General features: G+C 71.8%; 25 protein-coding genes. 7 read left to right on the forward strand and 18 right to left on the reverse strand.

Annotated elements, in window-relative coordinates; genetic code table 11:
• Positions 1 to 6: 6 nt before the first annotated feature.
• The 8 genes from FHX46_RS15130 to pafA all read right to left on the reverse strand — a co-directional run bounded on the left by FHX46_RS15130 (position 7) and on the right by pafA (position 6,639).
• Entirely contained in the window at positions 7 to 864 is an 858-nt protein-coding gene (locus FHX46_RS15130; protein WP_167114853.1) for a diacylglycerol/lipid kinase family protein, read from the reverse strand.
• 14 nt (positions 865 to 878) lie between these two features.
• Positions 879 to 1,823, reverse strand: coding sequence for a twin-arginine translocase subunit TatC (gene tatC / locus FHX46_RS15135; RefSeq protein WP_167114856.1), 945 nt, complete (start codon positions 1,821 to 1,823; stop codon positions 879 to 881).
• Between the two features lie 17 nt (positions 1,824 to 1,840).
• Entirely contained in the window at positions 1,841 to 2,185 is a 345-nt protein-coding gene (tatA, locus tag FHX46_RS15140; RefSeq protein ID WP_167114859.1) for a Sec-independent protein translocase subunit TatA, read from the reverse strand.
• Positions 2,185 to 2,430 carry a bacteriophage holin gene (locus FHX46_RS15145; RefSeq protein ID WP_167096351.1) on the reverse strand — a complete coding sequence of 82 codons (246 nt, stop codon included), beginning with the start codon at positions 2,428 to 2,430 and terminating at the stop codon, positions 2,185 to 2,187. Before FHX46_RS15145 ends, tatA begins: the two co-directional genes overlap by 1 nt.
• Before the next feature lie 9 nt (positions 2,431 to 2,439).
• Complete coding sequence (locus FHX46_RS15150; RefSeq protein WP_167114862.1) at positions 2,440 to 3,420, reverse strand: helix-turn-helix transcriptional regulator; 981 nt, start codon at positions 3,418 to 3,420, stop codon at positions 2,440 to 2,442.
• Positions 3,417 to 4,397, reverse strand: coding sequence for a helix-turn-helix transcriptional regulator (locus FHX46_RS15155; RefSeq protein WP_167114865.1), 981 nt, complete (start codon positions 4,395 to 4,397; stop codon positions 3,417 to 3,419). Before FHX46_RS15155 ends, FHX46_RS15150 begins: the two co-directional genes overlap by 4 nt.
• A 110-nt stretch (positions 4,398 to 4,507) precedes the next feature.
• Entirely contained in the window at positions 4,508 to 5,284 is a 777-nt protein-coding gene (locus tag FHX46_RS15160) for a DUF1684 domain-containing protein (RefSeq protein ID WP_167114868.1), read from the reverse strand.
• Positions 5,281 to 6,639: a Pup--protein ligase gene (gene pafA / locus FHX46_RS15165; RefSeq protein WP_094002928.1), complete on the reverse strand. Its 1,359-nt coding sequence runs from the start codon at positions 6,637 to 6,639 to the stop codon at positions 5,281 to 5,283. Before pafA ends, FHX46_RS15160 begins: the two co-directional genes overlap by 4 nt.
• A gap of 181 nt (positions 6,640 to 6,820) precedes the next feature.
• Between pafA and FHX46_RS15170 the strand changes: the two genes are divergently transcribed.
• Positions 6,821 to 7,615: a pentapeptide repeat-containing protein gene (locus FHX46_RS15170; RefSeq protein ID WP_167114871.1), complete on the forward strand. Its 795-nt coding sequence runs from the start codon at positions 6,821 to 6,823 to the stop codon at positions 7,613 to 7,615.
• A gap of 67 nt (positions 7,616 to 7,682) precedes the next feature.
• Here the strand turns inward: FHX46_RS15170 and prcA are convergent, their stop codons facing one another.
• The 4 genes from prcA to dop all read right to left on the reverse strand — a co-directional run bounded on the left by prcA (position 7,683) and on the right by dop (position 11,241).
• Positions 7,683 to 8,435: a proteasome subunit alpha gene (prcA, locus tag FHX46_RS15175; protein ID WP_167114874.1), complete on the reverse strand. Its 753-nt coding sequence runs from the start codon at positions 8,433 to 8,435 to the stop codon at positions 7,683 to 7,685.
• A gap of 56 nt (positions 8,436 to 8,491) precedes the next feature.
• Positions 8,492 to 9,352 carry a proteasome subunit beta gene (prcB, locus tag FHX46_RS15180; RefSeq protein ID WP_167114877.1) on the reverse strand — a complete coding sequence of 287 codons (861 nt, stop codon included), beginning with the start codon at positions 9,350 to 9,352 and terminating at the stop codon, positions 8,492 to 8,494.
• Between the two features lie 121 nt (positions 9,353 to 9,473).
• Positions 9,474 to 9,668, reverse strand: coding sequence for a ubiquitin-like protein Pup (locus FHX46_RS15185; RefSeq protein WP_017982463.1), 195 nt, complete (start codon positions 9,666 to 9,668; stop codon positions 9,474 to 9,476).
• Between the two features lie 70 nt (positions 9,669 to 9,738).
• Positions 9,739 to 11,241 carry a depupylase/deamidase Dop gene (gene dop / locus FHX46_RS15190; RefSeq protein ID WP_167114880.1) on the reverse strand — a complete coding sequence of 501 codons (1,503 nt, stop codon included), beginning with the start codon at positions 11,239 to 11,241 and terminating at the stop codon, positions 9,739 to 9,741.
• Positions 11,242 to 11,342: 101 nt separating this feature from the next.
• On the opposite strand from dop, the gene FHX46_RS15195 reads away from it, so the two are divergent.
• Positions 11,343 to 11,921: an NUDIX hydrolase gene (locus FHX46_RS15195; RefSeq protein WP_167114883.1), complete on the forward strand. Its 579-nt coding sequence runs from the start codon at positions 11,343 to 11,345 to the stop codon at positions 11,919 to 11,921.
• Here the strand turns inward: FHX46_RS15195 and FHX46_RS15200 are convergent.
• From FHX46_RS15200 to arc, 4 genes are all read right to left on the reverse strand, one after another.
• The gene (locus FHX46_RS15200) at positions 11,875 to 12,477 is read right to left on the reverse strand and encodes a hypothetical protein (RefSeq protein WP_167114886.1); all 603 of its coding nucleotides are present in this window, start codon (positions 12,475 to 12,477) and stop codon (positions 11,875 to 11,877) included. The genes FHX46_RS15195 and FHX46_RS15200 overlap by 47 nt on opposite strands.
• 66 nt (positions 12,478 to 12,543) lie before the next feature.
• The gene (locus FHX46_RS15205; RefSeq protein ID WP_167114889.1) at positions 12,544 to 13,569 is read right to left on the reverse strand and encodes an aldo/keto reductase; all 1,026 of its coding nucleotides are present in this window, start codon (positions 13,567 to 13,569) and stop codon (positions 12,544 to 12,546) included.
• 20 nt (positions 13,570 to 13,589) lie between these two features.
• The gene (locus FHX46_RS15210; RefSeq protein ID WP_167114892.1) at positions 13,590 to 13,931 is read right to left on the reverse strand and encodes a hypothetical protein; all 342 of its coding nucleotides are present in this window, start codon (positions 13,929 to 13,931) and stop codon (positions 13,590 to 13,592) included.
• Between the two features lie 124 nt (positions 13,932 to 14,055).
• On the reverse strand, positions 14,056 to 15,864 hold the full coding sequence (arc, locus tag FHX46_RS15215; RefSeq protein WP_167096363.1) for a proteasome ATPase: 1,809 nt from the start codon (positions 15,862 to 15,864) through the stop codon (positions 14,056 to 14,058).
• A gap of 462 nt (positions 15,865 to 16,326) precedes the next feature.
• Between arc and FHX46_RS15220 the strand changes: the two genes are divergently transcribed.
• Entirely contained in the window at positions 16,327 to 16,536 is a 210-nt protein-coding gene (locus FHX46_RS15220) for a hypothetical protein (protein ID WP_167114895.1), read from the forward strand.
• 31 nt (positions 16,537 to 16,567) lie between these two features.
• On the forward strand, positions 16,568 to 17,332 hold the full coding sequence (locus tag FHX46_RS15225) for a hypothetical protein (protein WP_167114898.1): 765 nt from the start codon (positions 16,568 to 16,570) through the stop codon (positions 17,330 to 17,332).
• Between the two features lie 9 nt (positions 17,333 to 17,341).
• Here FHX46_RS15225 and FHX46_RS15230 read toward each other — a convergent pair whose 3' ends face one another.
• Together FHX46_RS15230 and FHX46_RS15235 are read right to left on the reverse strand one after the other, a co-directional pair.
• On the reverse strand, positions 17,342 to 18,166 hold the full coding sequence (locus FHX46_RS15230; protein WP_167114901.1) for a tRNA (adenine-N1)-methyltransferase: 825 nt from the start codon (positions 18,164 to 18,166) through the stop codon (positions 17,342 to 17,344).
• A 55-nt stretch (positions 18,167 to 18,221) separates the two neighbouring features.
• Entirely contained in the window at positions 18,222 to 19,379 is a 1,158-nt protein-coding gene (locus FHX46_RS15235; protein ID WP_208400158.1) for a site-2 protease family protein, read from the reverse strand.
• 96 nt (positions 19,380 to 19,475) lie between these two features.
• On the opposite strand from FHX46_RS15235, the gene FHX46_RS15240 reads away from it, so the two are divergent.
• The 3 genes from FHX46_RS15240 (at position 19,476) to FHX46_RS15250 (ending at position 22,194) form a co-directional block, all read left to right on the forward strand.
• Positions 19,476 to 20,351, forward strand: a complete 876-nt coding sequence (locus tag FHX46_RS15240; RefSeq protein WP_167114904.1) for a RecB family exonuclease — start codon at positions 19,476 to 19,478, stop codon at positions 20,349 to 20,351.
• Between the two features lie 44 nt (positions 20,352 to 20,395).
• Entirely contained in the window at positions 20,396 to 21,190 is a 795-nt protein-coding gene (locus FHX46_RS15245) for a thioesterase family protein (RefSeq protein ID WP_167114907.1), read from the forward strand.
• 77 nt (positions 21,191 to 21,267) lie between these two features.
• Positions 21,268 to 22,194, forward strand: a complete 927-nt coding sequence (locus FHX46_RS15250; protein ID WP_167114910.1) for a ParA family protein — start codon at positions 21,268 to 21,270, stop codon at positions 22,192 to 22,194.
• Positions 22,195 to 22,206 lie beyond the last annotated feature (12 nt).

The raw sequence follows: 22,206 nt of genomic DNA on the forward strand, positions 1-22,206 counted from the left end.
CGGGTATCAGCCCAGCACGGTCAGCGCGTCGCGCACGCAACGCACCGTGACGGGACCGCCGGCGAGCACCTCGCCGTCGGCGCACCACGGCCAGCCGCTGGCCTCGATCCGGACCTCCCGCGCGCGCAAGGTCCGCACCGCCGGGTGGCGCAGGTGCTTGCCGTGCCGCAGGCCGGGCAGGATGCGCAGCAGGTCGGCCCGGGTGGCGCGGCCGATGACGGTGACGTCGAACAACCCGTCCGCGGGGTCGGCCCGCGGGCAGATCGGCATGCCGGCGCCGTAGTAGGCGGTGTTGCCGATCGCGACGAGGGTGGCGTCGAGGTCGAAGCGCCCGGTGCCGGTGGTGAGGGTGACCGGGCGGGCGCGGAACGCGGCGAGCTCGGCCAGGACCGCCAGGTCGTAGCGGTGCGGCCCGGGTGGCCAGCACAACCGGCCGGCGCGGGCGTTGACGGCGGCGTCGAAGCCGGTGCACAGCACGGTCGCGAACCAGGTGCTGCCCACCCGGCCCAGGTCCACGGTGCGGTGCCGCTGCTCCCGCACCGCGGCGACCACCGCGTCGGCTGCGGTGACCGGATCCAGCGGGAACCCGAGACCGCGGGCCAGGTCGTTGCCGGTGCCGGCCGGGACCAGCCCCAGCGGCGTGCCGGTGGCGGCGCAGAACTGCACAGCGTGGTGCGCCGCCCCGTCCCCGCCGAGCACGACGAGCGCGTCGAGGTCCCCGGTCAGCGTCGACGGTGCCGCGGCGCCGAGCAGGTCCAGGCGGTCCACCCCGGCACGCAGACGTTCGGCCACGGTGCCGGCGATCCGCGCCGCCGCGCCGCGGCCGGTGCCGGGGTGGACGGCCAGGGCCACACGGATACCCATCGAGCTCCGCCCGGCTAGGTCACGTCCTCGGTCCTGGGCTTGGCCGGCGTGTCGTCGTCGACGGTGGTCGGGGTGTAGTCGAACGGCGCGGGCTGGTCGTCGGGCAGGTGCGCCCACTCCGAGCTCTCGCTCTCGCGGTACTTGCGCGCGTCGTGGACGCGGGCGATCTGGATCGCGAGCTCGGCGAGCACGGTCAGCGCGCCGGCCAGGGCGATCATCGAGAACGGGTCGGAGCCCGGGGTGGCGAACGCCGCGAACACGAACACCAGGAAGATCAGCCCGCGACGCCACTTCTTCAGCTGGGCGTACTTGACCACGCCCACGAAGTTCAGCATCACCAGCACCAGCGGCAGCTCGAAGCTGACCCCGAAGATGATCAGCAGCGACAGCACGAACGAGATGTACTTGTCACCGGTCAGGCCGGTGATGAAGAAGTCGCTGCCGAAGCCCATCAGCAGCTGCAGCGCGTGCGGGATGATCAGGTAGGCCACCACCGCGCCACCGGCGAACAGCACACTCGCGCAGCCGACGAACGTCAGCGCGTACTTGCGCTCCTTGCTGTACAGGCCGGGCGCGATGAACGCCCAGAACTGGTACAGCCACAGCGGGGAGGTCAGCACTGCGCCCGCGGCCAGGCCGACCTTCAGCTGGATCATGAACGCCTCGAACGGCACGGTCTGCAGCAGGCGGCAGCCTTCGCCGCTGCCCAGCCGCCGGTCGGGCGGGATGGCGCAGTACGGGCCGTTGACGATGTCGCCCAGCGACGGCACCGGCCCCATCCGGGTGTTGAACCAGATGAAACCGAAGATCCCCCCGGCGACCACGGCGAGCAGTGCCCAGCCGAGCCGGCGCCGGAACTCGTAGATGTGCTCGATGAGCGTCATCGTGCCGTCGGGGTTGAGCCGGCGGCTGCGCTTGCGCCGCCGGTCCCTCCGGCTCGGGGAGGCGGAGTCCGCCACGAGAGGCTCCGTCCTCGTCAGCTGGCGTGCTTGTGCGCCTGGTCGGCCTTCTCCGCCGCCTGCTGCCGCTTCAGTTCGTCGAGCTGCCGCTGCAGCTGCGCGACCTGGTCATCCGCCGGACCCGCCGTGGACCCGGTGGAAGCCGTGGACGCGGTCGCGGTCGTTCCCTCGGAGGTCGTGATCTGCTTCGTATCGGGCTCGGTGGCCGTGCCGTCCTCACGGAGGTCCTTGGTCTCGGCCTTGAAGATCTTCATGGACTTGCCGATGGACCGCGCGGCGTCCGGCAGGCGCTTCGCGCCGAACAGCAGGACCACGAGGAGCACCAGAATGATCAAGTGCCACGGCTGCAACCCGTTCAGCATCAGTGGCCTCCTTCCTTGCTTGTGACCAATGCTACTTGCTCGGGGGTGGGACGCCGCCGTTGCTCGATCGCGACGCGCAGACCGGCCGACCGGGCCTTCAGCAGCCCGGTGCGGTCGGTGATGTTCACCGTCACCATGCTCGATGCCCGCCGGAACCGGCGCAAGACCCTGACTGTCCGGATCAGGACAACAATGAGCGCGAGCACTCCCGCGGCGGCGAGCAGAACACTCGGCAGGTACGACACGCCGTCACCCTACTGGCCCAAGGTGACCGGCAGGTGACGTGCCCTTTCCAGCGCGGCGGCGGCCCGGCTGCGCACCGCCGCCGCGAGCCCGGGCGGACTCTCCACCCGCGCATCGCCGCCCAGACCCAGCACCAGCCGCACCATCCAGGACTCGTCGCCGTAGCGCATCCGCACCCGCAGCCGCCCGCCGTCGAGCTCGCCCAGCTCCTCGCACGGGTAGTACTCGGCCACCCACCGGGCGTCCGGTTCGAGCACCAGCTGCGCCTCCGCCTGACCGGGCCGCGCCCGGAACACCCCGTCGGAGATGTCGGTGGGCCGCGCGGCCGGCGGCGGTGCGGCCCGCTCGTCGAGCACCTCGACCTCGTCGATGCGGTCCAGCCGGAACAGCCGCACCCCCTCGGCGCGCCGGCACCAGGCCTCCAGGTACCCGACCGCCTGCACGATCAACAGGCGCATCGGGTCGACCGTGCGCTCGGTGATCTGGTCCCGCGACGCCGTGTAGTAGCGGATCCGCAGCGCCCGGCCGGCCCGCAGGGCGCTCTGCACCACCCCCCGGGTGGCCGCGGTCTTCTCACCCTCCCGCAGCGCACGCCCGACCACGACCCCGGACGGCTGCGCCTGACCCGCCGCCGCCTCGATCTTCGCGATGGCGCGGTGCACCGCGTCGGTGTCGACCACGCCCGGGGTCTCGGCCACCGCCCGCAACGCGACCAGCAACGCGGTCGCCTCACCCCCGGTGAGCCGCAGCGGCCGGTTCATGCCCGCGTCGAAGGTGACGGTGACCGTGTCACCCTCGAAGGACAGGTCGATCAGATCACCCGGACCGTAGCCGGGCAGCCCGCACATCCACAGCAGCTCCAGGTCGCGGCGCAACTGCCGCGCGCTCACCCCGAAGTCGCGCGCCGCGTCCTCGATGCGGATACCCGGCCGGGCCAGCAGGTACGGCACGAGCGCGAGCAGCCGGGGCATCCGGTCGGTCGAGCCGCTCATCGCCGCACCTCGTGGTGCAGGATCGACTCGAGCCGCCCGCGGACCGCCTTGGCCAGCACGTCCGGCTCCAGCACGAGCACGTCCGGCCCGTGCCCGGCGATCCAGTCCGCCGCGCTCTCCGGGAAGTACAGGTCGATCTCGGCCAGATCCCCCGGCACCCCGTCCACCGTCATCCGCCCGGTGAGCCGCGCCCGGCGCCGCACCCCCGCCGCGCGGTGGTCGGCGATCCACAACTTCGCGGTGGTCACCGGCGACGGCTCCGGCTCCCCGGTGCCGGCGATCAGCTCCAGCAGGTTCACGTTTTCCGGCCGCTGCACCTCACCCGGCCTGCCCACCGTGCGCACGTCACCGACTATCCGCGACAGCCGGAAACACCGCGGCGCCGCCCGATCCCGGTCGTGCCCCACCACGTACCACCGCGCCCGCCAGGACACCACACCCCACGGCTCCAGGGTGCGGGTCAGCCGCTCCGCCGACCCCGAGCGCCGGTAGGAGAACTGCACCGCCTGATGCGCCTGCACCGCGGCGACCAGCGGGGTGAAGGCCGGCTCCGCCCGCACCCGCGACTCCACCACCGGCGGCTCGGTGTGGTCCACCTCGACCCCGGCCGCGCGCAGCTTCACCAGCGCACCCTGGGCCTGCCCGGTCATCTCCGGCGAGTCCCACAGCCGCACCGCGAGCCCCACGGCCGCGGCCTCGTCAGGCGCCAGCTCGATCTCCCCCAGCTCGTAGTCGCGGCGCGCGATGCGATAGCCCTCCGCCGGGTCGAACGCCGAGTTGCGGCCGGTCTCCAGCGGAATCCCCAGCTCGCGCAGCTCGGTCTTGTCCCGCTCGAACATGCGGGAGAACGCCTCGTCGCTGGCCGCGTCGGCGTACCCGGGCACGATCCCGCGGATCCGGTCAGCGGTCAGGTACTGCCGGGTCGACAGCAGAGCGAGCACCAGGTTGACCAGGCGCTCGGCGCGGGCGGTGGACACCCGACAACAGTAACTCGCACTGATGATCGAGTCCGCGCGGTCCGCCCCCGGCGCGCCAGGAACTTCACGAGATACCCACCCGTGCCGCACCGAGCCGTGAAATCATCCGCTCAGCGGCGTTCCCACGGGATCTGCTCGCCCGCCTCGACCGCGAACGGCAACCGGTTCTCCGCCGGCGGCAGCGGGCAGGTCGCCAGGTCGATGAACGCGCACGGCAGGTTCACCGCCCGGTTGAAGTCCAGCTCCACCCGGCCCCGCGCGTCCGGCGCCGCGACCGACAGGCTGCGGTTCGCCGCATACGTCGTCACCCCGGACGTCGCATCGGTGAACAGCACCGAGAACGCCGCCGCCCCCTTGCCGTTGAACGCGGTCAGCGCGAACTCCTCGCCCGCACGGGAGAACCGCAGCACCCCCGGCGAGGAATACACGTGCGACAGTCCCTCCACCACCGCCCCGACCGTCACCGCACGCGGCTCGTCGAACGGCTCGAACCGCCCGGACAGCACCCACGCCGGATCCGGCTCGTAGGCAGGCACCCCGCGGAACGCCGCCCGCACCGGGGCCGCCGGATCCCGCAACCGCACCAGGTACCCGCCGCGGCGCGCCACCTCCACGACCCGGTCACCGGCCTTGACCATCTCGCCAGGGCCGCTCTCGGCCAGCTCGAACCGCGCCGTCCCGGACACCTCGAGCTCGTCGTCCGGGCCGGCCGACACCACTGCAGCGGCGCCCTCCTCGTGCCAGGTGCCCGGGATGCCGTCGAACCGCTGCGGCTCCGGCGTCAGCCAATGCCGCGCCGTGATGCTCAACCAGCCGTGCGGCTCCGCGAGCACCCGCTCCCGTTCGGCGTGCCACTCCCGCCACGCGGCCGCGAACCCGCCGCTCACAGCGAGCTGATCAACCGGTCGACGCGCTCGTCCACCGCGCGGAACGGGTCCTTGCACAACACGGTCCGCTGCGCCTGGTCGTTCAGCTTCAGGTGCACCCAGTCGACCGTGAAGTCGCGCCCCGCGGCCTGCGCCGCCGCGATGAAATCACCCCGCAGCTTCGCCCGCGTGGTCTGCGGTGGGGTGTCCTTCGCCAGCTCGATCTCACCGTCGTCGGTGATCCGCCGCACCAGCCCCTTGCGCTGCAGCAGGTCGAACAGGCCCCGCCCACGCCGGATGTCGTGGTAGGCCAGGTCCAGCTGCGCCACCCGGGGGCTGGACAGGTCCAGGTTGTGCTTGGCCCGGTACCGCTCCACCAGCCGATGCTTGATCGCCCAGTCGATCTCGGTGTCGATCTTGCCGAAGTCCTGTTGCTCCACCGCGTCCAGCGCACGGCCCCACAACTCGACGACCCGCTGCGCGGTCGGGCCGGAATCGTTGGCCTGCACGTGCTGCACCGCACGGCCGTAGTACTCGCGCTGGATGTCCAGCGCCGAGGCCTCCCGCCCGCCGGCCAGCCGCACCGGGCGGCGCCCGGTCAGGTCGTGGCTGATCTCCCGGATCGCCCGGATCGGGTTGTCCAGCGTGAAGTCCCGGAACTGGACACCCTGCTCGATCATCTCGAGCACCAGGTTCGCCGTCCCGATCTTCAGCAGGGTCGTCGGCTCCGCCATGTTCGAGTCGCCCACGATGACGTGCAGCCGGCGGTACCGCTCGGCGTCGGCGTGCGGCTCGTCCCGCGTGTTGATGATCGGCCGCGACCGCGTGGTGGCGCTGGACACGCCCTCCCAGATGTGCTCGGCCCGCTGCGACAGGCAGTACACCGCGCCCCGCGGCGTCTGCAGCACCTTGCCCGCGCCGCAGATCAGCTGGCGGGTCACCAGGAACGGCAGCAGCACATCCGCGATCCGGGAGAACTCACCCGCGCGCGTCACCAGGTAGTTCTCGTGACACCCGTAGGAGTTGCCGGCCGAGTCGGTGTTGTTCTTGAACAGGAAGATGTCGCCGCCGATGCCCTCGTCGGCCAGCCGCCGTTCCGCGTCGACCAGCAGGTCCTCGAGGATCCGCTCACCGGCCTTGTCGTGCGTGACGAGCTGCACCAGGTCGTCACATTCCGCGGTGGCGTACTCCGGGTGCGACCCCACGTCGAGGTAGAGCCGGGAGCCGTTGGACAGGAAGACGTTGGACGAGCGCCCCCACGACACGACCCGCCGGAACAGGTAGCGCGCCACCTCATCGGGCGAGAGCCGGCGCTGCCCGTGAAACGTGCAGGTGACGCCGAACTCGGTCTCGATGCCAAAAATCCGCCGCTGCATCTCTCAATGCTAGGCGCTTTTGGCCCGCCAGCGGTGCGCCGTTCGGGCGGCGACACGCCGCGTGATCGTCGCATCCCGTGCCCGGTCGCCGCGGGCAACGCCGTCACCTGGGGTTTCCCACCACGTGACCGGAACCACCCGATAGAGTCGTAGCTGACGACGACAGGGGTGACCCGCAACCGTGACCGGCAACCAGCTGCGAGCCGACTGCTCCCGGTGCTTCGGCCTGTGCTGCGCCGCGCTGCCGTTCGCCGCCTCCACGGACTTCGCCGTGGACAAGCCCGCCGGCACCCCCTGCACCAACCTGCTCGCCGACTTCCGCTGCGGCATCCACTCCCGCCTGCGCGCGGAGGGGTTCGCCGGCTGCACCGTCTTCGACTGCTTCGGCGCCGGTCAGCGCCTCTCCCAGGACACCTTCGGCGGCCGCGACTGGCGCCAGGCACCCGAGCTGCGGCAGCCGATGTTCGCCGCGTTCCCGGTGATGCGGCAGCTGCACGAGCTGCTGTACTACCTCACCGAGGCACTCCGGCTGCCCGCCGCGCACCCCGTCCACGACGCGCTGCGCGCCGCCCTGGAGGAGACCGAACAGCTGGCCCGCGGCGGACCGGCGGAACTGGCCGGGCTCGACGTGACCGCGCACCGCGACAAGGTGAACGGACTGTTGCTCCAGGCGAGCGAGCTGACCCGGGGCAAGCGCGGGAAGAACCGCCGCGGAGCCGACCTGATCGGCGCGAAACTGCGCGGAGCCGACCTCCGGGCGGCCAACCTGCGCGGCGCCTACCTGATCGGGTCCGACCTGCGCCGCGCCGACCTGCGCCAGGCCGACCTCATCGGCGCCGACCTCCGCGGCGCGAACCTGGCAGGCGCCGACCTGACGGCCAGCCTGTTCCTCACCCAGGCCCAGGTCAACGCCGCCCGCGGCGACGCCACGACGCGCCTGCCCGAGGGGCTCGCGCACCCCCCGCACTGGAGCTGACCGGAACCGCGGGCTCGACGCGAAATAGCCCTCGGAACCGCGGTTCCGAGGGCTATTTCCGGCAGCGTCAGCCCGCCGGCGGCGTCTCGTCGTTCTCCGGGGTCTCCGGCTTCCCATCACCGGCATCGGCGGGCTGCTGGGGCAGCAGCGCGTCCAGCGCCGCGCCCTGGATCCGGCGGAACTTCCGGCCCGGCCGATCCCGGTCCAGCACCGCCACCTCCAGCTTCAGCGGCGCGGTGTCCCCGTTGTTGCTCACCGCCCGCAACGCGTCCAGCGCGACCTTCAGCGCGTCCCGCAGCTCCAGGCCGTCGGAGTAGATCTCCTTGAGCTTGTTCGCCACCGGCTCGGTCTGCCCGCCGGTCACGACGTACCGCGGCTCGTCGAAGATCGACCCGTCATAGGTCAGGCGGAACAGCTGGTCCTCCTCCGGCGCCGACCCCACCTCGGCCACGCACAGCTCCACCTCGTACGGCTTGAGCTGCTCGGTGAAGATACTGCCCAACGTCGCCGCGTAGGCGTTCGCCAGCGCGCGCGCCGTCACGTCACGGCGGTCGTACTGGTAGCCCTTCAGATCCGCGTGCCGGATACCCGCCACCCGCAGGTTCTCGTACTCGCTGTAGCGGCCGACCGCCGCGAACCCGATCCGGTCGTAGATCTCGGAGATCTTGTGCAGGGTGGTCGACGGGTTCTCCGCCACGAAGAGCACACCGCTGCGGTACTTCAGCACGACCACACTCCGGCCGCGCGCAATGCCCTTGCGCGCGAGCTCCGAGCGCTCGCGCATCAACTGCTCGGGAGAGGCGTACAGCGGCAGCGTCACGGTCAGGCTCCAAAGGTGTTCGAAGGAAGGGGGACTTCGGCGTCAGGCGCCCGCGGTCAGGTCCGGCCGCGCGTGGCCTGCTCGGCCCGGCCCTCGACGACCGCCTCCGCCACCGCGGCGGACTGCTCGTCCGGCAGCCGCACCGCGCCGCGCTCGGCGGTGATCGTCACCATCGTCGGGAAGATCCGGCGCACCAGGTCCGGCCCGCCCGTCGCGCTGTCGTCGTCGGCCGCGTCGTACAGCGCCTCGATCGCCGTGCGCACCGCGGTCTCCTCGTCGGCGTCCGGGTCGTACAGCTTCTTCAGCGACGACTTCGCGAACAACGATCCCGACCCGATCGCGTGGTAGCCCGCACGCTCCTCGTACCGGCCGCCGGTCACGTCGTAGGACACGATCCGGCCGGCCCGCTTCGGGTCGTCGGCCTCGATGTCGTAACCGACGAACAACGGCAGGGCCGCCAGGCCCGCCATCGCCACGTCCAGGTTGCCCTTCACCATCGTGGCGAGCTTGTTCGTCTTGCCGTCCAGCGACAGCGGAACGCCCTCGATCTTCTCGTAGTGCGCCAGCTCCACCGCGTAGAGCCGCACCAGCTCCAGCGCGATGCCGGCACTGCCCGCGATACCCACCGCGGAGTAGGCATCGGCGACGTGGACCTTGTCCATGTCGCGCGAGGCGATCAGGTTGCCCGAGGTGGCCCGGCGGTCACCGGCGATCAGCACACCACCGGCGAACGACACCGCCACGATCGTCGTGCCGTGCGGGGCGTCCAGCTCGCCCGCCCCGGAGTTCGGCAGCTGCCGGCGCCCCGGCAGCAGGTCAGGCGCCTGCATGCGGAGGAACTCGGCGAACGACGACGTCGTGCTCGAGAAGAAGGCAGCGGGCAGCGCGGAGCCCGTGGGGCCCGAGGTGTGTTCCATACGTGCTCGTGGTTCCCATCGACGAAGTGTGGTGCTCCCGCGGGTAGGAAACCAGCGGGAACACGACAACCGGCACTACAAGCTACTCAGTGCGACCACCCTAATGGCCGCCGGTGAGCGGCTACTCGCCGCCCTTTTGCACGTAGGCGCGCACGAAGTCCTCGGCGTTCTCCTCGAGCACGTCGTCGATCTCGTCCAGGATCGTGTCGACGTCCTCACCCAGCTTCTCGCGGCGTTCCTGGCCGGCCGGGGCACCACCCTCGACCTCGTCGTCGGAGCCGCCGCCACCGTGCTTCTCGATCTTCTCCTGAGCCATCTCGCCTCCCGGTGAGTCCTGTCCCTAGCCTACCCAGAGACCACGACAATCGGTGGTTTTCCCGCTGCGGTCAGTCGGAACCGGTGAGCGCCTCGACCAGCTCCTCCGCCGTCGCCGACTCGTCCAGAAGGCGCCCGACGTGCGCCTTCGTGCCCCGCAGCGGCTCCAGCGTCGGGATGCGGACCAGCGACTCCTTGCCCACGTCGAAGATCACCGAATCCCAGGACGCGGCCGCGATCGAGGTCGCGTACTTCTCCAGCGCCCGCCCCCGGAAGTAGGCGCGGGTGTCCTCCGGCGGGTTCGTGATCGCCGCCTGCACCTCCTCCTCGGTGACCAGCCGCTTCATCGAGCCACGCGTCACCAGCCGGTTGTACAGGCCCTTCTGCAGCCGCACGTCCGAGTACTGCAGGTCCACCAGGTGCAGCCGCGGCGCGGCCCAGCCCAGGTTGTCCCGCTGCCGGTAACCCTCCAGCAGCCGCAGCTTCGCCGGCCAGTCCAGCCGGTCGGCGCACTCCGCCGGGTCCCGGGCCAGCGCGTCCAGGATCTCGCCCCAGACCCGCAGCACCTCCTTCGACACCGCGTCCCCGCCCGTGCGCTCCAGGTGCGCCGCGGCCAGCTCGTGATAGGCGAACTGCAGGTCCAGCCCGGTGAACTTGCGCCCGTTGGCCAGCGACACCTTCGTCTTCAGCGTCGGGTCGTGGCTGATCTGGTGCACCGCGCGCACCGGCTCGTCCAGCTTCAGGTCGTCGAACCGCTGCCCGGCCTCGATCATGTCCAGCACCAGCGCGGTGGTGCCCAGCTTGAGGTACGTCGAGTACTCGGCCATGTTCGCGTCACCGATGATGACGTGCAGCCGCCGGTACTTGTCCGCGTCGGCGTGCGGCTCGTCGCGGGTGTTGATGATCCCCCGCTTCAGCGTCGTCTCCAGGCCGACCTCGACCTCGATGTAGTCCGAGCGCTGCGACAGCTGGAAACCGGCCTCCTCGCCCTGCGGCCCGATACCCACGCGACCCGAACCGGTGACGACCTGCCGCGACACGAAGAACGGGGTCAGTCCGCCGATCACCGAGGTGAACGGGGTGGACCGGGACATCAGGTAGTTCTCGTGGGTGCCGTAGCTGGCCCCCTTACCGTCGACGTTGTTCTTGTACAGCTGCAACGGCGGCTGCCCGGGCACGGTGGCCGCCCGCATCGCGGCCTCCTCCATCACCCGCTCGCCCGCCTTGTCCCAGATGACCCCGTCCCGCGGGTTGGTCACCTCGGGCGCGGAGTACTCCGGGTGCGCGTGGTCGACGTAGAGCCGGGCACCGTTGGTCAGGATGACGTTGGCCGCTCCGAGGTCCTCCACGTCCGGGTCGTGGCCCGGCCCGCCCGGCCCGGCCAGATCGAAGCCCCGGGCGTCGCGCAGCGGCGACTCGACCTCGTAGTCCCACCGCGCACGACGTGCCCGCGGGATGTCCGCGGCCGCCGCGTAAGCCAGCACGACCTGCGTCGACGTCAGTACCGGATTGGCCGTCGCGTCACCCGGCACGGCGATGCCGTACTCGACTTCGGTTCCCATGATCCGCCGCATGTCCCAAGCCTACGGGTCCCGGGCGGCAACGGTGCGATGACCACCCGTTGCGACCAGGTAAAGCACGGCTTTGGGGCTACGGCTTCTGGGATGCTGCGGTGGTGAACAACGCGGACGAACTGGTGGCCCACTACGACGCGGCGGGAACGGTGGTGGGACGGGTGCGCCGCGCCGAGATGCGCGCACACGGACTCTGGCACGCCGCGACGCTGGTGCTGGTGCGCTCCGGCGACGGCTCCCGGGTCTACGTCCACCGCCGCGCACCGGACAAGGACGTCTTCCCGGGCCTGCACGACTGCTGGGCCGGCGGGGTCGTCGCCGCCGGCGAAACCCCCGCCCAGGGAGCCGAACGGGAGCTCGCCGAGGAGCTCGGAGTGCGGGGTGCGCCGCTGCGACCGCTGTTCACGTTCACGTTCGAGCAGCCGCCGGTGCGGTGCCACTACTTCGCCTACGAGGTGCACTGGGACGGCCCGATCGCGCACCAGCCGGAGGAAATCGTCTCCGGCGGGTGGATGCCCGTGGACGAGCTGCGGGCCTGGGCCGAGGACCCGGAAAGCCCTTTCGTGCCGGACGGCAGGTACGCGATCCGGGAGTGGTTCCGCCGGCGCGAACCGGGCTTTCCGCGGCAGGACCTCAGCTCTGGGGAAGCTTCCCCGCCGCACGGGGAGCCAGGGTCTTGAGCGCCTCGGCGGCCCGGTTCTGCGTGCTCGCGGTGATCTGCAGGCCGGACAGCACGTGCCCGCCCGCCAGCAGGAGCGTGCAGGTGGTGCCGTCGCACCAGGCGCGCACGGCTTCCGCACCCGGTGGACGCGCCACCGTCAGGGCCTGCCCGCCGCAGGCCACGTGTGCCAGCACGTCCCCCGCGGTCCGGTCCAGATAGCCGGTGACCTGCTGGGTGAGCGACGAACCGCTGCTGTAGAGCCAGGTCGAGCCACGGGGGTCGCCGGCCGGCACGGCGTCGAAGCAGGAACCGTTGGCGGCGCGGGCAGCCGCCTCGCGTACGCCCTCGCCCGCCAGGTCGGTCTTGGTCAGCACTGCCGCCGCCACGTCCTGGGCGATGTGGTTCACCGGGCCGTTCGCGGACGCCTGCTCGACCGGGACACTGGACGAGGTCGCCGGGGGCACCGGGGACGGGCTGCCCGCACCCGCCGGCTTGTCGTAGTAGGTCTCGAGGTCGTTCGGGCGATCCGCGCACCCGGTCAGCCCGGTCAGCACGACCGCGGCCAGGACCACCATCCCTCCATGACGCACGGTGACGTTCCCTTCAGTATGCGTTGTGGGCGCTGAGATTAATGCAAGCGCTCACTGCCACTGCAGCGAGGACCGCCGACCCCAGTAGCGTTGCGCGGGTTCGGCCAGCCCGCGCAACGCCGCGAGGTCGCCAGGCGGCAGCACGACGCTGGATGCGGCGAGGTTCGCGGCCAGTTGCTGCGGGCTGGACGGGCCGATCAGGACGATGTCCGCCCAGGGCTGCGCGAGCACGGCCGCGACCGCCACCGCGTCCGGGCCGACCCCGAACCGTTGCGCCAGGCGGCTGATCGCGGGCGGCGGCTCCACCACGAGACGTCCGTTGGCGAGGGTTTCCTTCACCAGCACCAGGTTCCCGGCGGCGTGTGCCTCCGCCAGGGCCGGTCCGGCGGACGGCTCGAGGAGGTTCCAGGTGGACTGCACGGCCGAGAACACCGGCCGTCCGGCCACTTCCAGCTCGAACGCCCGCCGGATCGTCGCCGCCTGCGCCGGGCCGGAGGTGGAGAACCCGACCCGCACGCCGTCGTCGCTGAGGGCCGCCAGCGCCCGCTGCAGCGCCTCGTCGGTGAACAGCGGGCTGTCCACGGTGAGCGAATGCACCTGGTAGAGGCTGATCGCGGATCCCAGCAGGGCACGGCTTTCGGTCCACTGCCGGGAGAACACGCTGGCGGAATGCTCCTTGACCTCGTGCATCGTGGCGTCCATGCGCCAGCCGCCGACGTAGGTGTAGCCCCATTTGCTGGACACGGTGAGGCCGCCGCGACCAGCACGGTCGCTGACGGAGTCGAGGTCGCCGACGTCCCGGTGCCCGCGCTCGGCCAGCCAGTCGGCGAGGAACTCCTCGGCGCGGCCGTACGAGCGGGCCACGTCGATCCAGCGCACGCCGGCCGCGTAGGCCGCGTCGAGCACCGCGAAGGTCACCTCCCGCATGCTCCGCACGTCCCGGCGGAGCGGGAGCTCACTGCTTCTGCCAAGGTTGATGTAGGCGGGCCGGCCGAGGGCCGCCAGACCGAGTCCGATGCGCAGGACACTGTCCTTTCCGTGCGGGTTTTTCGCGGATGTGCGCAGTTTTGCGCTCATATGCCGCGACGTATAGTTCGTTATACATCGGACGATCGCTGGCGGAGGATCTCCAGCCACTGGTCCGAGTTCAACGCCTGCCGGTGCAGCTTCTCCAGTCGCGCCGCCGGCGCCCGCACATAACCCTTGCCGAAGACCGGCGCGATCTGCCGCAGGCTCGCCCCCTCCTCGCGCGCGGCCAGCAGCACCCAGTCCGAGGCGTCCGCGCAGGCCGCCGACGCGCGCCGCAACTCCCCCAGCAGCCGGATCAGCTCCGCCGCGGGGATCTCGTGGGCCCGGACCGCTTCCGCGGTCTCCTCCAGCCAGGTCAGGACGTCGGCCTCGGTGATCGGGGCGCGGGGCTCGGCCGCGGGCTCGGTCATGGCCGGCAGTATAGGACGTTATACAGACGCCTGACCTGTCCAACACGCCGGCACGCAGCAACCGATGCGGAAACGAGGAGAGGCCGCCGACCGTGGCGGTCGGCGGCCTCCCAGGCCTGCCTGGTTACAGGTACTGGCCGGTGTTGGTGGCCGTGTCGATGACGCGGCCGGACTCCTGGTTCTTTCCGGTGACGAGCGTGCGGATGTAGACGATCCGCTCGCCCTTCTTGCCGGAGATCCGGGCCCAGTCGTCCGGGTTGGTGGTGTTGGGCAGGTCCTCGTTCTCCGCGAACTCGTCGACGATCGCGTCGAGCAGGTGCTGCACCCGCAGCCCGGGCTGCTTGGTCTCCAGGACCGACTTGATCGCCGCCTTCTTCGCCCGGTCCACGATGTTCTGGATCATCGCACCCGAGTTGAAGTCCCGGAAGTACAGGACCTCCTTGTCACCGTTGGCGTAGGTGACCTCGAGGAACCGGTTCTCGTCGGTCTCCTCGTACATGCGCTCGACGGTGTTCTGGATCATCGCGTCGACCGTGGCCTGCTCGTCCCCGCCGAATTCGGCGAGGTCGTCGGCGTGGATCGGCAGTCCCGGCCGCAGGTACTTGGAGAAGATGTCCTTCGCACCCTCGGCGTCCGGCCGCTCGATCTTGATCTTCACGTCCAGCCGGCCGGGCCGCAGGATCGCCGGGTCGATCATGTCCTCCCGGTTGGAGGCGCCGATGACGATGACGTTCTCCAGCCCCTCGACACCGTCGATCTCGGCCAGCAGCTGCGGCACGATCGTGGTCTCCACGTCCGAGGAGACGCCACTGCCACGGGTGCGGAAGATCGACTCCATCTCGTCGAAGAACACGATGACGGGCGTGCCGTCGGACGCCTTCTCGCGAGCCCGCTGGAAGATCAGGCGGATGCTCCGCTCGGTCTCGCCGACGAACTTGTTGAGCAGCTCCGGGCCCTTGATGTTGAGGAAGTACGACTTCGCCTCGCTGGAGTTGCCGTCGCCGCGCGCCTCGGCCACCTTCTTGGCCAGGGAGTTCGCGACCGCCTTCGCGATCAGCGTCTTGCCGCAGCCGGGCGGGCCGTAGAGCAGGACACCCTTGGGCGGCCGCAGCTCGTACTCCCGGTAGAGGTCGGCGTGCAGGAACGGCAGCTCGACCGCGTCGCGGATCTGCTCGATCTGCCGCCCGAGGCCACCGATGTCCTCGTACCGGACGTCCGGGACCTCCTCCAGCACGAGGTCCTCGACCTCGGCCTTGGGCACCCGTTCGTAGGCGTAGCCCGCCTTCGAGTCCACCAGCAGCGAATCGCCCGGCTTGAGCGTCTGCGCGGCGAGCGGATCGGACAGCCAGACCACCCGCTCCTCGTCGGCGTGGCCGACGACCAGGGCGCGGGCGCTGCCGCTGTCCGTGGCCGGCGACAGGACCTCACGCAGCGAGCAGACCTCGCCGGTGAGCTCGAAATCGCCCGCCTCGACCACGGTCAGGGCCTCGTTGAGCCGCAGGGCCTGACCGCGCTGGAGGGACTCCACCTCCACCGCGGGGGACACGGACACCCGCATCTTGCGGCCGGCCGTGAACACGTCGACGGTGTTGTCCTCGTACGCGGTGACGAACACGCCGTACCCGCTCGGGGGCTGGGCGAGCCGGTCGACCTCCTCGCGCAGCGCGAGGAGCTGTCCCCGCGCCTCGCGGAGAGTCTCCACCAGCTTGTTGTTCCGCTCCGTGAGCTGGGCGACCCGCTCCGACGCCTCGGCGAGACGCTGCTCGAGCACCCGGTTCTGACGGGGTGATTCGGTTAGTTTGCGCCGCAGCAGCGCCACTTCCTCTTCCAGGAAGCGGACCTGCCGCGCCTGCTCGTCCGCCGTCGTTCCAGCTCCACTGATCTCAGAAGGGTCGGCGTCCTCGTGCCGACCTCCGGGAAGGTCGTGTTGCATGTCGGCACCTCCTCGGAGTGCTTTTAACCCACGGTACCGGCGATCACCGACATGAAAAGCCCTATCCGCATCACAGGATCGGCGCGTCGCATCACGAATCCGGACGGAACCGTTACACCGGCGTCCCGCCAGGCGGTCGGCGAACCGCTCGAGAAACCACGGACAGTGACCACCCGGCGGCCACCAGCGGCCATCCGGGCGGTGAGCGATTCACTCATGTGACGACCACCCAACCAAGGCTTTACCGGACGTTCACAGAGCGTCTTCCCCCTCTTCTCATCCTTCAAACCCCGGCGCTTTCCGCGCCACCACACCGGATTCGCGCCACCACGTCGCACCGCCAAGATCGGGTCCTCCTCGGTGCGGGGGCCACCACCGGCCCACTCCCGACCGCGACGAAACCGGACGCGGCCCCGGCACGTCGAAGGCAGGCAGACACCGCCCGTGCACGAGGAGACGTCCGTGACCCACCTGCCGCACGGCCCGGGGCGGTCACCCCAGGCATGCGCCGGCCGCCGCGCCGCGCCGACCTGGGGCGGGTTCATTCCGGGCGGAGCGTCCGGCCTGCCGCGGACGTGGGACACGGCCGAGCTGCTCGGCAACGGCGCGCTCCGAGATGCGAAGATGCCGGTGAAACGGCAGGGTTCGCACTGGTGCGTCGACGGATCCTGAGCCAACCCATCCACGAAGGGGCGACCCGATCATGACCTACCCGCCGCAACCGCCCGGGCCCCACGGCGGCCCGCCCGGCCCCTACGGCCCGCAGGGCCACCCGGGTCCCTGGGGGCAGCAGCCGGGCGGCGGCTACCCCCAGGGCGGGCCACAGCAGCCGGGATACCCCCAGGGCGGGCAACCCGGTTATCCGCAGGGCGGGCAGCCGGGCTACCCGCATACCCCGTCGCCCGCGTTCCCCGGCGCCACGCAGCCCTTCGGCCAGGACCCGTACGCCACCCCGCAGTACGCGGGCGGCCCGGGCGGCGATCCGCCGAAGAAGAAGACCGGGCTGATCGTGGGTATCGCGATCGCCGCGGTGGTCGTCGTCGCCGGCGCGGTCACCGCGATCCTGCTGCTCACCAACGGCGACGACACCGGCAGCACCGCCGCTCCGGCCACCGGCGCCGCCCCTCCCCCGGCCAGCAGCTCGCGCACCCCGGCCTCCACCCCGAAGGGCACCGCGGTGCCCGGGGCGAAGGCGACCCCGGAGGAGGCCGCGCAGGCGATCGCCACCGCCTACAGCACCGGGGACAAGACGACGCTGCAGGGCATGGTGTGCGCCAGCAAACCGCAGCAGGTGCCGCCGATCCCGTCCGGTATCACCGTGACGGTCACCGGCAGCCCCGACGTGGTGGGCGACACCGCCTACGTGCCGGTCCACGCGGTCGGCCCCGGCGGCACCAACGACTTCGACCTCGGCCTCGCCAACGAGGGCGGCGTCTGGTGCTACCTCGGCGACCGGCTCGGCAGCTGACGCCCGGCCTCAGCCGCGGCTCGGCCGGCGCTGCGGCCGCGGCGGGGTCACCCCGTCCGCCAGCCGGCGGGTGGTGAGCAGGAAGGCGGTGTGCCCGACCATCCGGTGTTCCGGGCGCACCGCCAGCCCCACCACGTGCCAGGGCCGCACCAGGCTCTCCCACGACTCCGGCTCGGTCCAGCACTGCTGTTCCCGCAGCGCCTCGGTGACCCGCGACAGCTGCGTCACCGTCGCGACGTACACGACCAGCACCCCGCCCGGGACGAGGCTGCGGTACACGGTGTCGAGCACCTCCCACGGCGCCAGCATGTCCAGCACCACCCGGTCGACCTCGCCGGTGTGGTTGCGCAGGTCGTCCACCGTCAGCGTCCAGTTGGCCGGCCGCTCGCGGAAGAACCGCTCCACGTTCTTGACCGCGTGTTCGGCGTGGTCCTCGCGCACCTCGTAGGACAGCACGCTGCCCTCCGGGCCCACCGCGCGCAGCAGCGAGCAGGTCAGCGCACCCGAGCCGGCGCCGGCCTCGAGCACCCGCGCACCCGGGAAGATGTCACCCCACATCACGATCTGCGCCGCGTCCTTGGGGTAGATCACCTGCGCACCGCGCGGCATGGACAGCACGTAGTCGGCCAGCCGCGGCCGCAGCGCGAGGTACGCGGTGCCGCCCACGGACGTGATCACCGAGCCCTCGGGCTTGCCGATCAGGTCGTCGTGCCGCAGCGCGCCGCGGTGGGTGTGGTACTCCTCCCCCTCGGCGAGCACCAGCGTGTAGTTCCGTCCCTTCGGATCGGTCAGACGCACCCTGTCGCCCGGACGGAACGGCCCGCTCACCTGCACTTCCACACTCCTCGCATCACACGAACGCAGCGCTGAATCTTCGCAGACGGGCCGTTCAGCGCCCGCGGCGGGCCGACAGCGCCGACCGCAGGTCCGCCCGGCGCAGCACCCCGGACGGGCGGCCCTCGTCGTCGACCACGAGGAACTGCCAGGCCGCGGTCTCCCGGACCCGCTCGGCGATCTCCTCCCCCGGCTCGGAGGCCAGCAGGACGGTCTCGGCGCGGATCGGTTCCGCGGCCAGCTCCGCCGGCGCCTGCGGCGAGGTCTCGGCGAGCCGCTGCGCGGCGGCCTCGTCCAGCAGGCCGGCCGCGACCCCGTCCGCGCGCACGAGCACCACACCCCGGCCGGCAGCAGCCGCCAGTGCATCGGACACCGGGCTCTCCGCGGGCAGCTGCAGCACCGGACGGGTCAGCTCGGTCACCGCGAGCCCTTCCGGCCAGCCCCGGCCGGCCTCCGCGGCGAGTTCGGACGCCGCGCCCACCGCGACGAACCACGCGGTCACCACGCACACGCCCAGCCGCAGCCACCGGTCCTCGGTGCCGGACACCACGCCGGCCAGCGCCCACACCAGCAGCCCGGCGGCGACGATCCCGCCGCCCGCGACGGCCGCCCGCGTGCCGCCGGACCGCCGGCCGGTCAGCGCCCAGACCCCGGCGCGCAGCATGCGGCCGCCGTCCAGCGGCAGGCCGGGCAGCAGGTTGAACACGCCGACCGCGAGGTTGGCCACCGCGCACTCGGCCACCACCAGCCACACCGCGCCCTCCGGCGGCACAGCGAACAGCAACAGCCCGCAGAACGCCGCGAGCAGGATCGACACGATCGGGCCGGCGGCCGCGATCAGCCCTTCCTGCCCCGGTTTGCGGGGCGTGCGGGCCACTTCGGACAGCCCGCCGAGCAGGAACAGCCGGAGCCGTCGCACCGGGATTCCCATCCGCAGGGCCACGACGCAGTGGCCCAGCTCGTGGGCCAGCACCGACAGGCCGAGCAGCACGGCGAACGCCGCGGCCAGCACCCAGGACACCCCGCCGGTCGCCCCGGGCAGCAGCCGGTCGACGAGCGGCTGGTAGAGCACGACGACCACCAGCGAGCCGATCCACCAGGACGGGGCGAGCAGCACCGGCACGTCCTGGACCCGGAACAGCAGCAGGCCGCCGTCGGCGGTGGTCAGCACCCGCCTCGGCTGGTGTCGCCCGTGCTCGCCGGTCGCGGTCATGCCGGACAGGGTAGAGCGTGTGGTGTCAGGCAGCCGTGACCCGCAGGTGCGCGCGGCGTCACGATCTTGTCGTACCCCTGCTCTAGGGTGCGGGGTATGGCTCAGACGGCGACCACGGAACCCCAGCTCGGCGTGCGCCGCCCCGCACTGTCCCCCTCCCGGGCCAGTGACTTCAAGCAGTGCCCCCTGCTGTACCGCTTCCGCGCGGTGGACCGCCTGCCGGAGGTGCCGACCAGGGCACAGCTGCGCGGCACGCTGGTGCACTCGGTACTGGAGCGGCTGTTCACGCTGCCCAGGTCCGACCGTGCCCCGGACCGCGCCCGCGAGCTGCTCGCGCCCACCTGGAGCGAGCTGGCGGCGGACAACCCCGAGTGGGCCGAGTTGTTCGGCGGCGCCGACGGCGCGGAGATCGACAGCTGGCTCGAGTCCGCCACGAAGCTGCTGGACAGCTACTTCCAGCTGGAGGACCCGCGCCGGTTCGATCCCGAGGCGTGCGAGCTGCACGTCGAGCTCGAACTGGAGTCGGGGGTCCGGCTGCGCGGGTACGTCGACCGGCTGGACGTCGCGCCGACCGGCGAGATCCGCGTGGTGGACTACAAGACCGGGGCCGCGCCGCGGGAGATCGGCGAGGCCAAGGCGATGTTCCAGATGAAGTTCTACGCCGTGGTGCTGTGGCGGCTGCGTGGCGTGGTGCCGCGCCAGCTCAAGCTGATGTACCTGACCGACGGCCAGTCACTGGCCTACGCACCGGACGAGGCGGAGCTGCGCCGGTTCGAGCGCACGCTGGAGGCGATCTGGCAGGCGATCCTCAAGGCCGGCCGCACCGGCGACTTCCGGCCCAGCCCGAGCCGGCTGTGCGACTGGTGCGCGCACCAGTCGTTGTGCCCGTCGTTCGGCGGTACCCCGCCGGAGTACCCGGGCTGGCCCGAGCCGGACCCGGGCGTGGAGACGGCACTGGACCGGGCGGACTGAGATGCGGGCGGACTGAGATGACCGAGGCGATGAACGGGACGGGGATGACCGGGACAGGGACGACGGAGAGCGCTTTCTACCTGCCGCTGGGCGGTGACCGGTACCAGCCGACCGAGCACACCGCCGGCCCCTGGACGCCGGACGCACAGCACTTCGGGCCGCCCTCGGCCCTGCTCGCCCGCGCGCTGGAAGGACTGGTGACCGACCGGCCGGGGCTGCTGGCGCGGGTCACCGTCGAGATCCTCGGTCCCGCGCCGCTGACCGAGCTGTCCGTGCGGGCGGGGATCGAGCGGCCGGGGCGGTCGGTCCAGCTGCTCGGCGCCGAACTGCACGACGGCACGCGGGCCGTGGCGCGTGCTTCGGCGTGGTGGATCACCGAGTCCGACAGCACGGCGGTGGCCACCGAGGAGCAGGCCCCGCCGTCCCCGGAGGACTGCGCACCGGCGTCGTGGCCGGACAGCTGGCGCCCGGGCGGTTACCTCGGCGCGATGGAGTGGCGGGGCATCGCCGGGTCGCCGGCCGAACCCGGACCGGCGTGGGTGTGGGGCCGGCAGCGGGTCGAGCTGGTCGCGGGTGAGAAGCCGACGCCGCTGCAGCGGCTGTTCGCGGTCGCCGACACCGGCAACGGCGCGTCGAACTACCTCGACCCGGCGCGCTGGTGGTTCATCAACAGCGAGCTGACCGTGCACCTGCGCCGCGCGCCCGTCGGCGAGTGGATGGCACTGGACGCCCGCACCGCGATCGGCCCGGCCGGGGTCGGCACGGCCGCCAGCACGCTGTCCGACGTGCGCGGACCGGTGGGCCAGGGCGCGCAGGCACTCATGGTGCGGACACGCTGACGGGCGTGACCGTCCCCCGCGGGCCGCGGGAGATCGATTACGCTGCGTCCAGGATCGATCGACCTGGGAGCGCTCGAGTGCAGATCACCTCGGTGGTCAACCAGAAGGGCGGCGTGGGCAAGACGGCGCTGAGCGTCGGGGCGGCCGCGGCGCTGGCCGAACGCGGCCGCCGGGTGCTGCTGATCGACCTCGACCCGCAGGGGCACGCGACCACGGAGATGCTCGGCCTGGACGAGGCGCCGGCGCACGCGCCGAGCCTGGCCAAGGCGCTGACCAAGACCTGGAAGGGGCCGGTCGAGGAGCTGATCGTGCCGCACCGGCGCAGCAACATCGGCCCGGGCGGCGCGTTCGACGTGATCCCCACCTCGCCCGGCATGTTCGACCTCGTGCGCAGGCTCGACCAGTTCCGGGTGCCGGGCTGGCAGCTGGCACGTGTCGTGCAGTTCGCCAACTACGACCACGTCATCATCGACTGCCCGCCGGCGCTGGACGTGCTGACCAACAACGCGCTGGCGGCGACGCACGGCATCCTGGTGCCGGTGCAGCCGGACCGGACGAGCATCCGGGCGCTGCGGCTGCTCAACGACCAGCTCCACTTCGTCCAGCAGGCGCTCAACCGGCCGCCCATCCCCTACTTCGGCGTGGTGCCGGGCCTGTACCGGCGGCCGATGTCGGGGTACGCGGTGGCGGCCTTGGAGGAGCTGCGGCAGTTCGGCTATCCGTTGCTGGCCCACGTGCCGCTGGGCGTGGTGATGAACGAGGCCGCGGCGCACGGCATGCCGGTCACCACCTTCGCTCCGGAGACCACGCAAGCGGTGGCGTTCCGGGAGATCGCCGCGGTGCTGGACGGGCACCTGGCCCGGCAGGGCCCATCGGCGCCGGTGCCCGAGGACGATTTCGTGTTCGAGGACTTCATCACCCAGGTCGCGCACGCCCGCAACCAGAACGACAACGGGGCGCGCAAGAAGTTGTACGACCTGATGCCCAAGCGCCCCCGCGGCTGACTGGCGGCACGG

The sequence above is a fragment of the Amycolatopsis viridis genome, from assembly GCF_011758765.1.
In the GTDB taxonomy this organism is placed as follows: domain Bacteria; phylum Actinomycetota; class Actinomycetes; order Mycobacteriales; family Pseudonocardiaceae; genus Amycolatopsis_E; species Amycolatopsis_E viridis.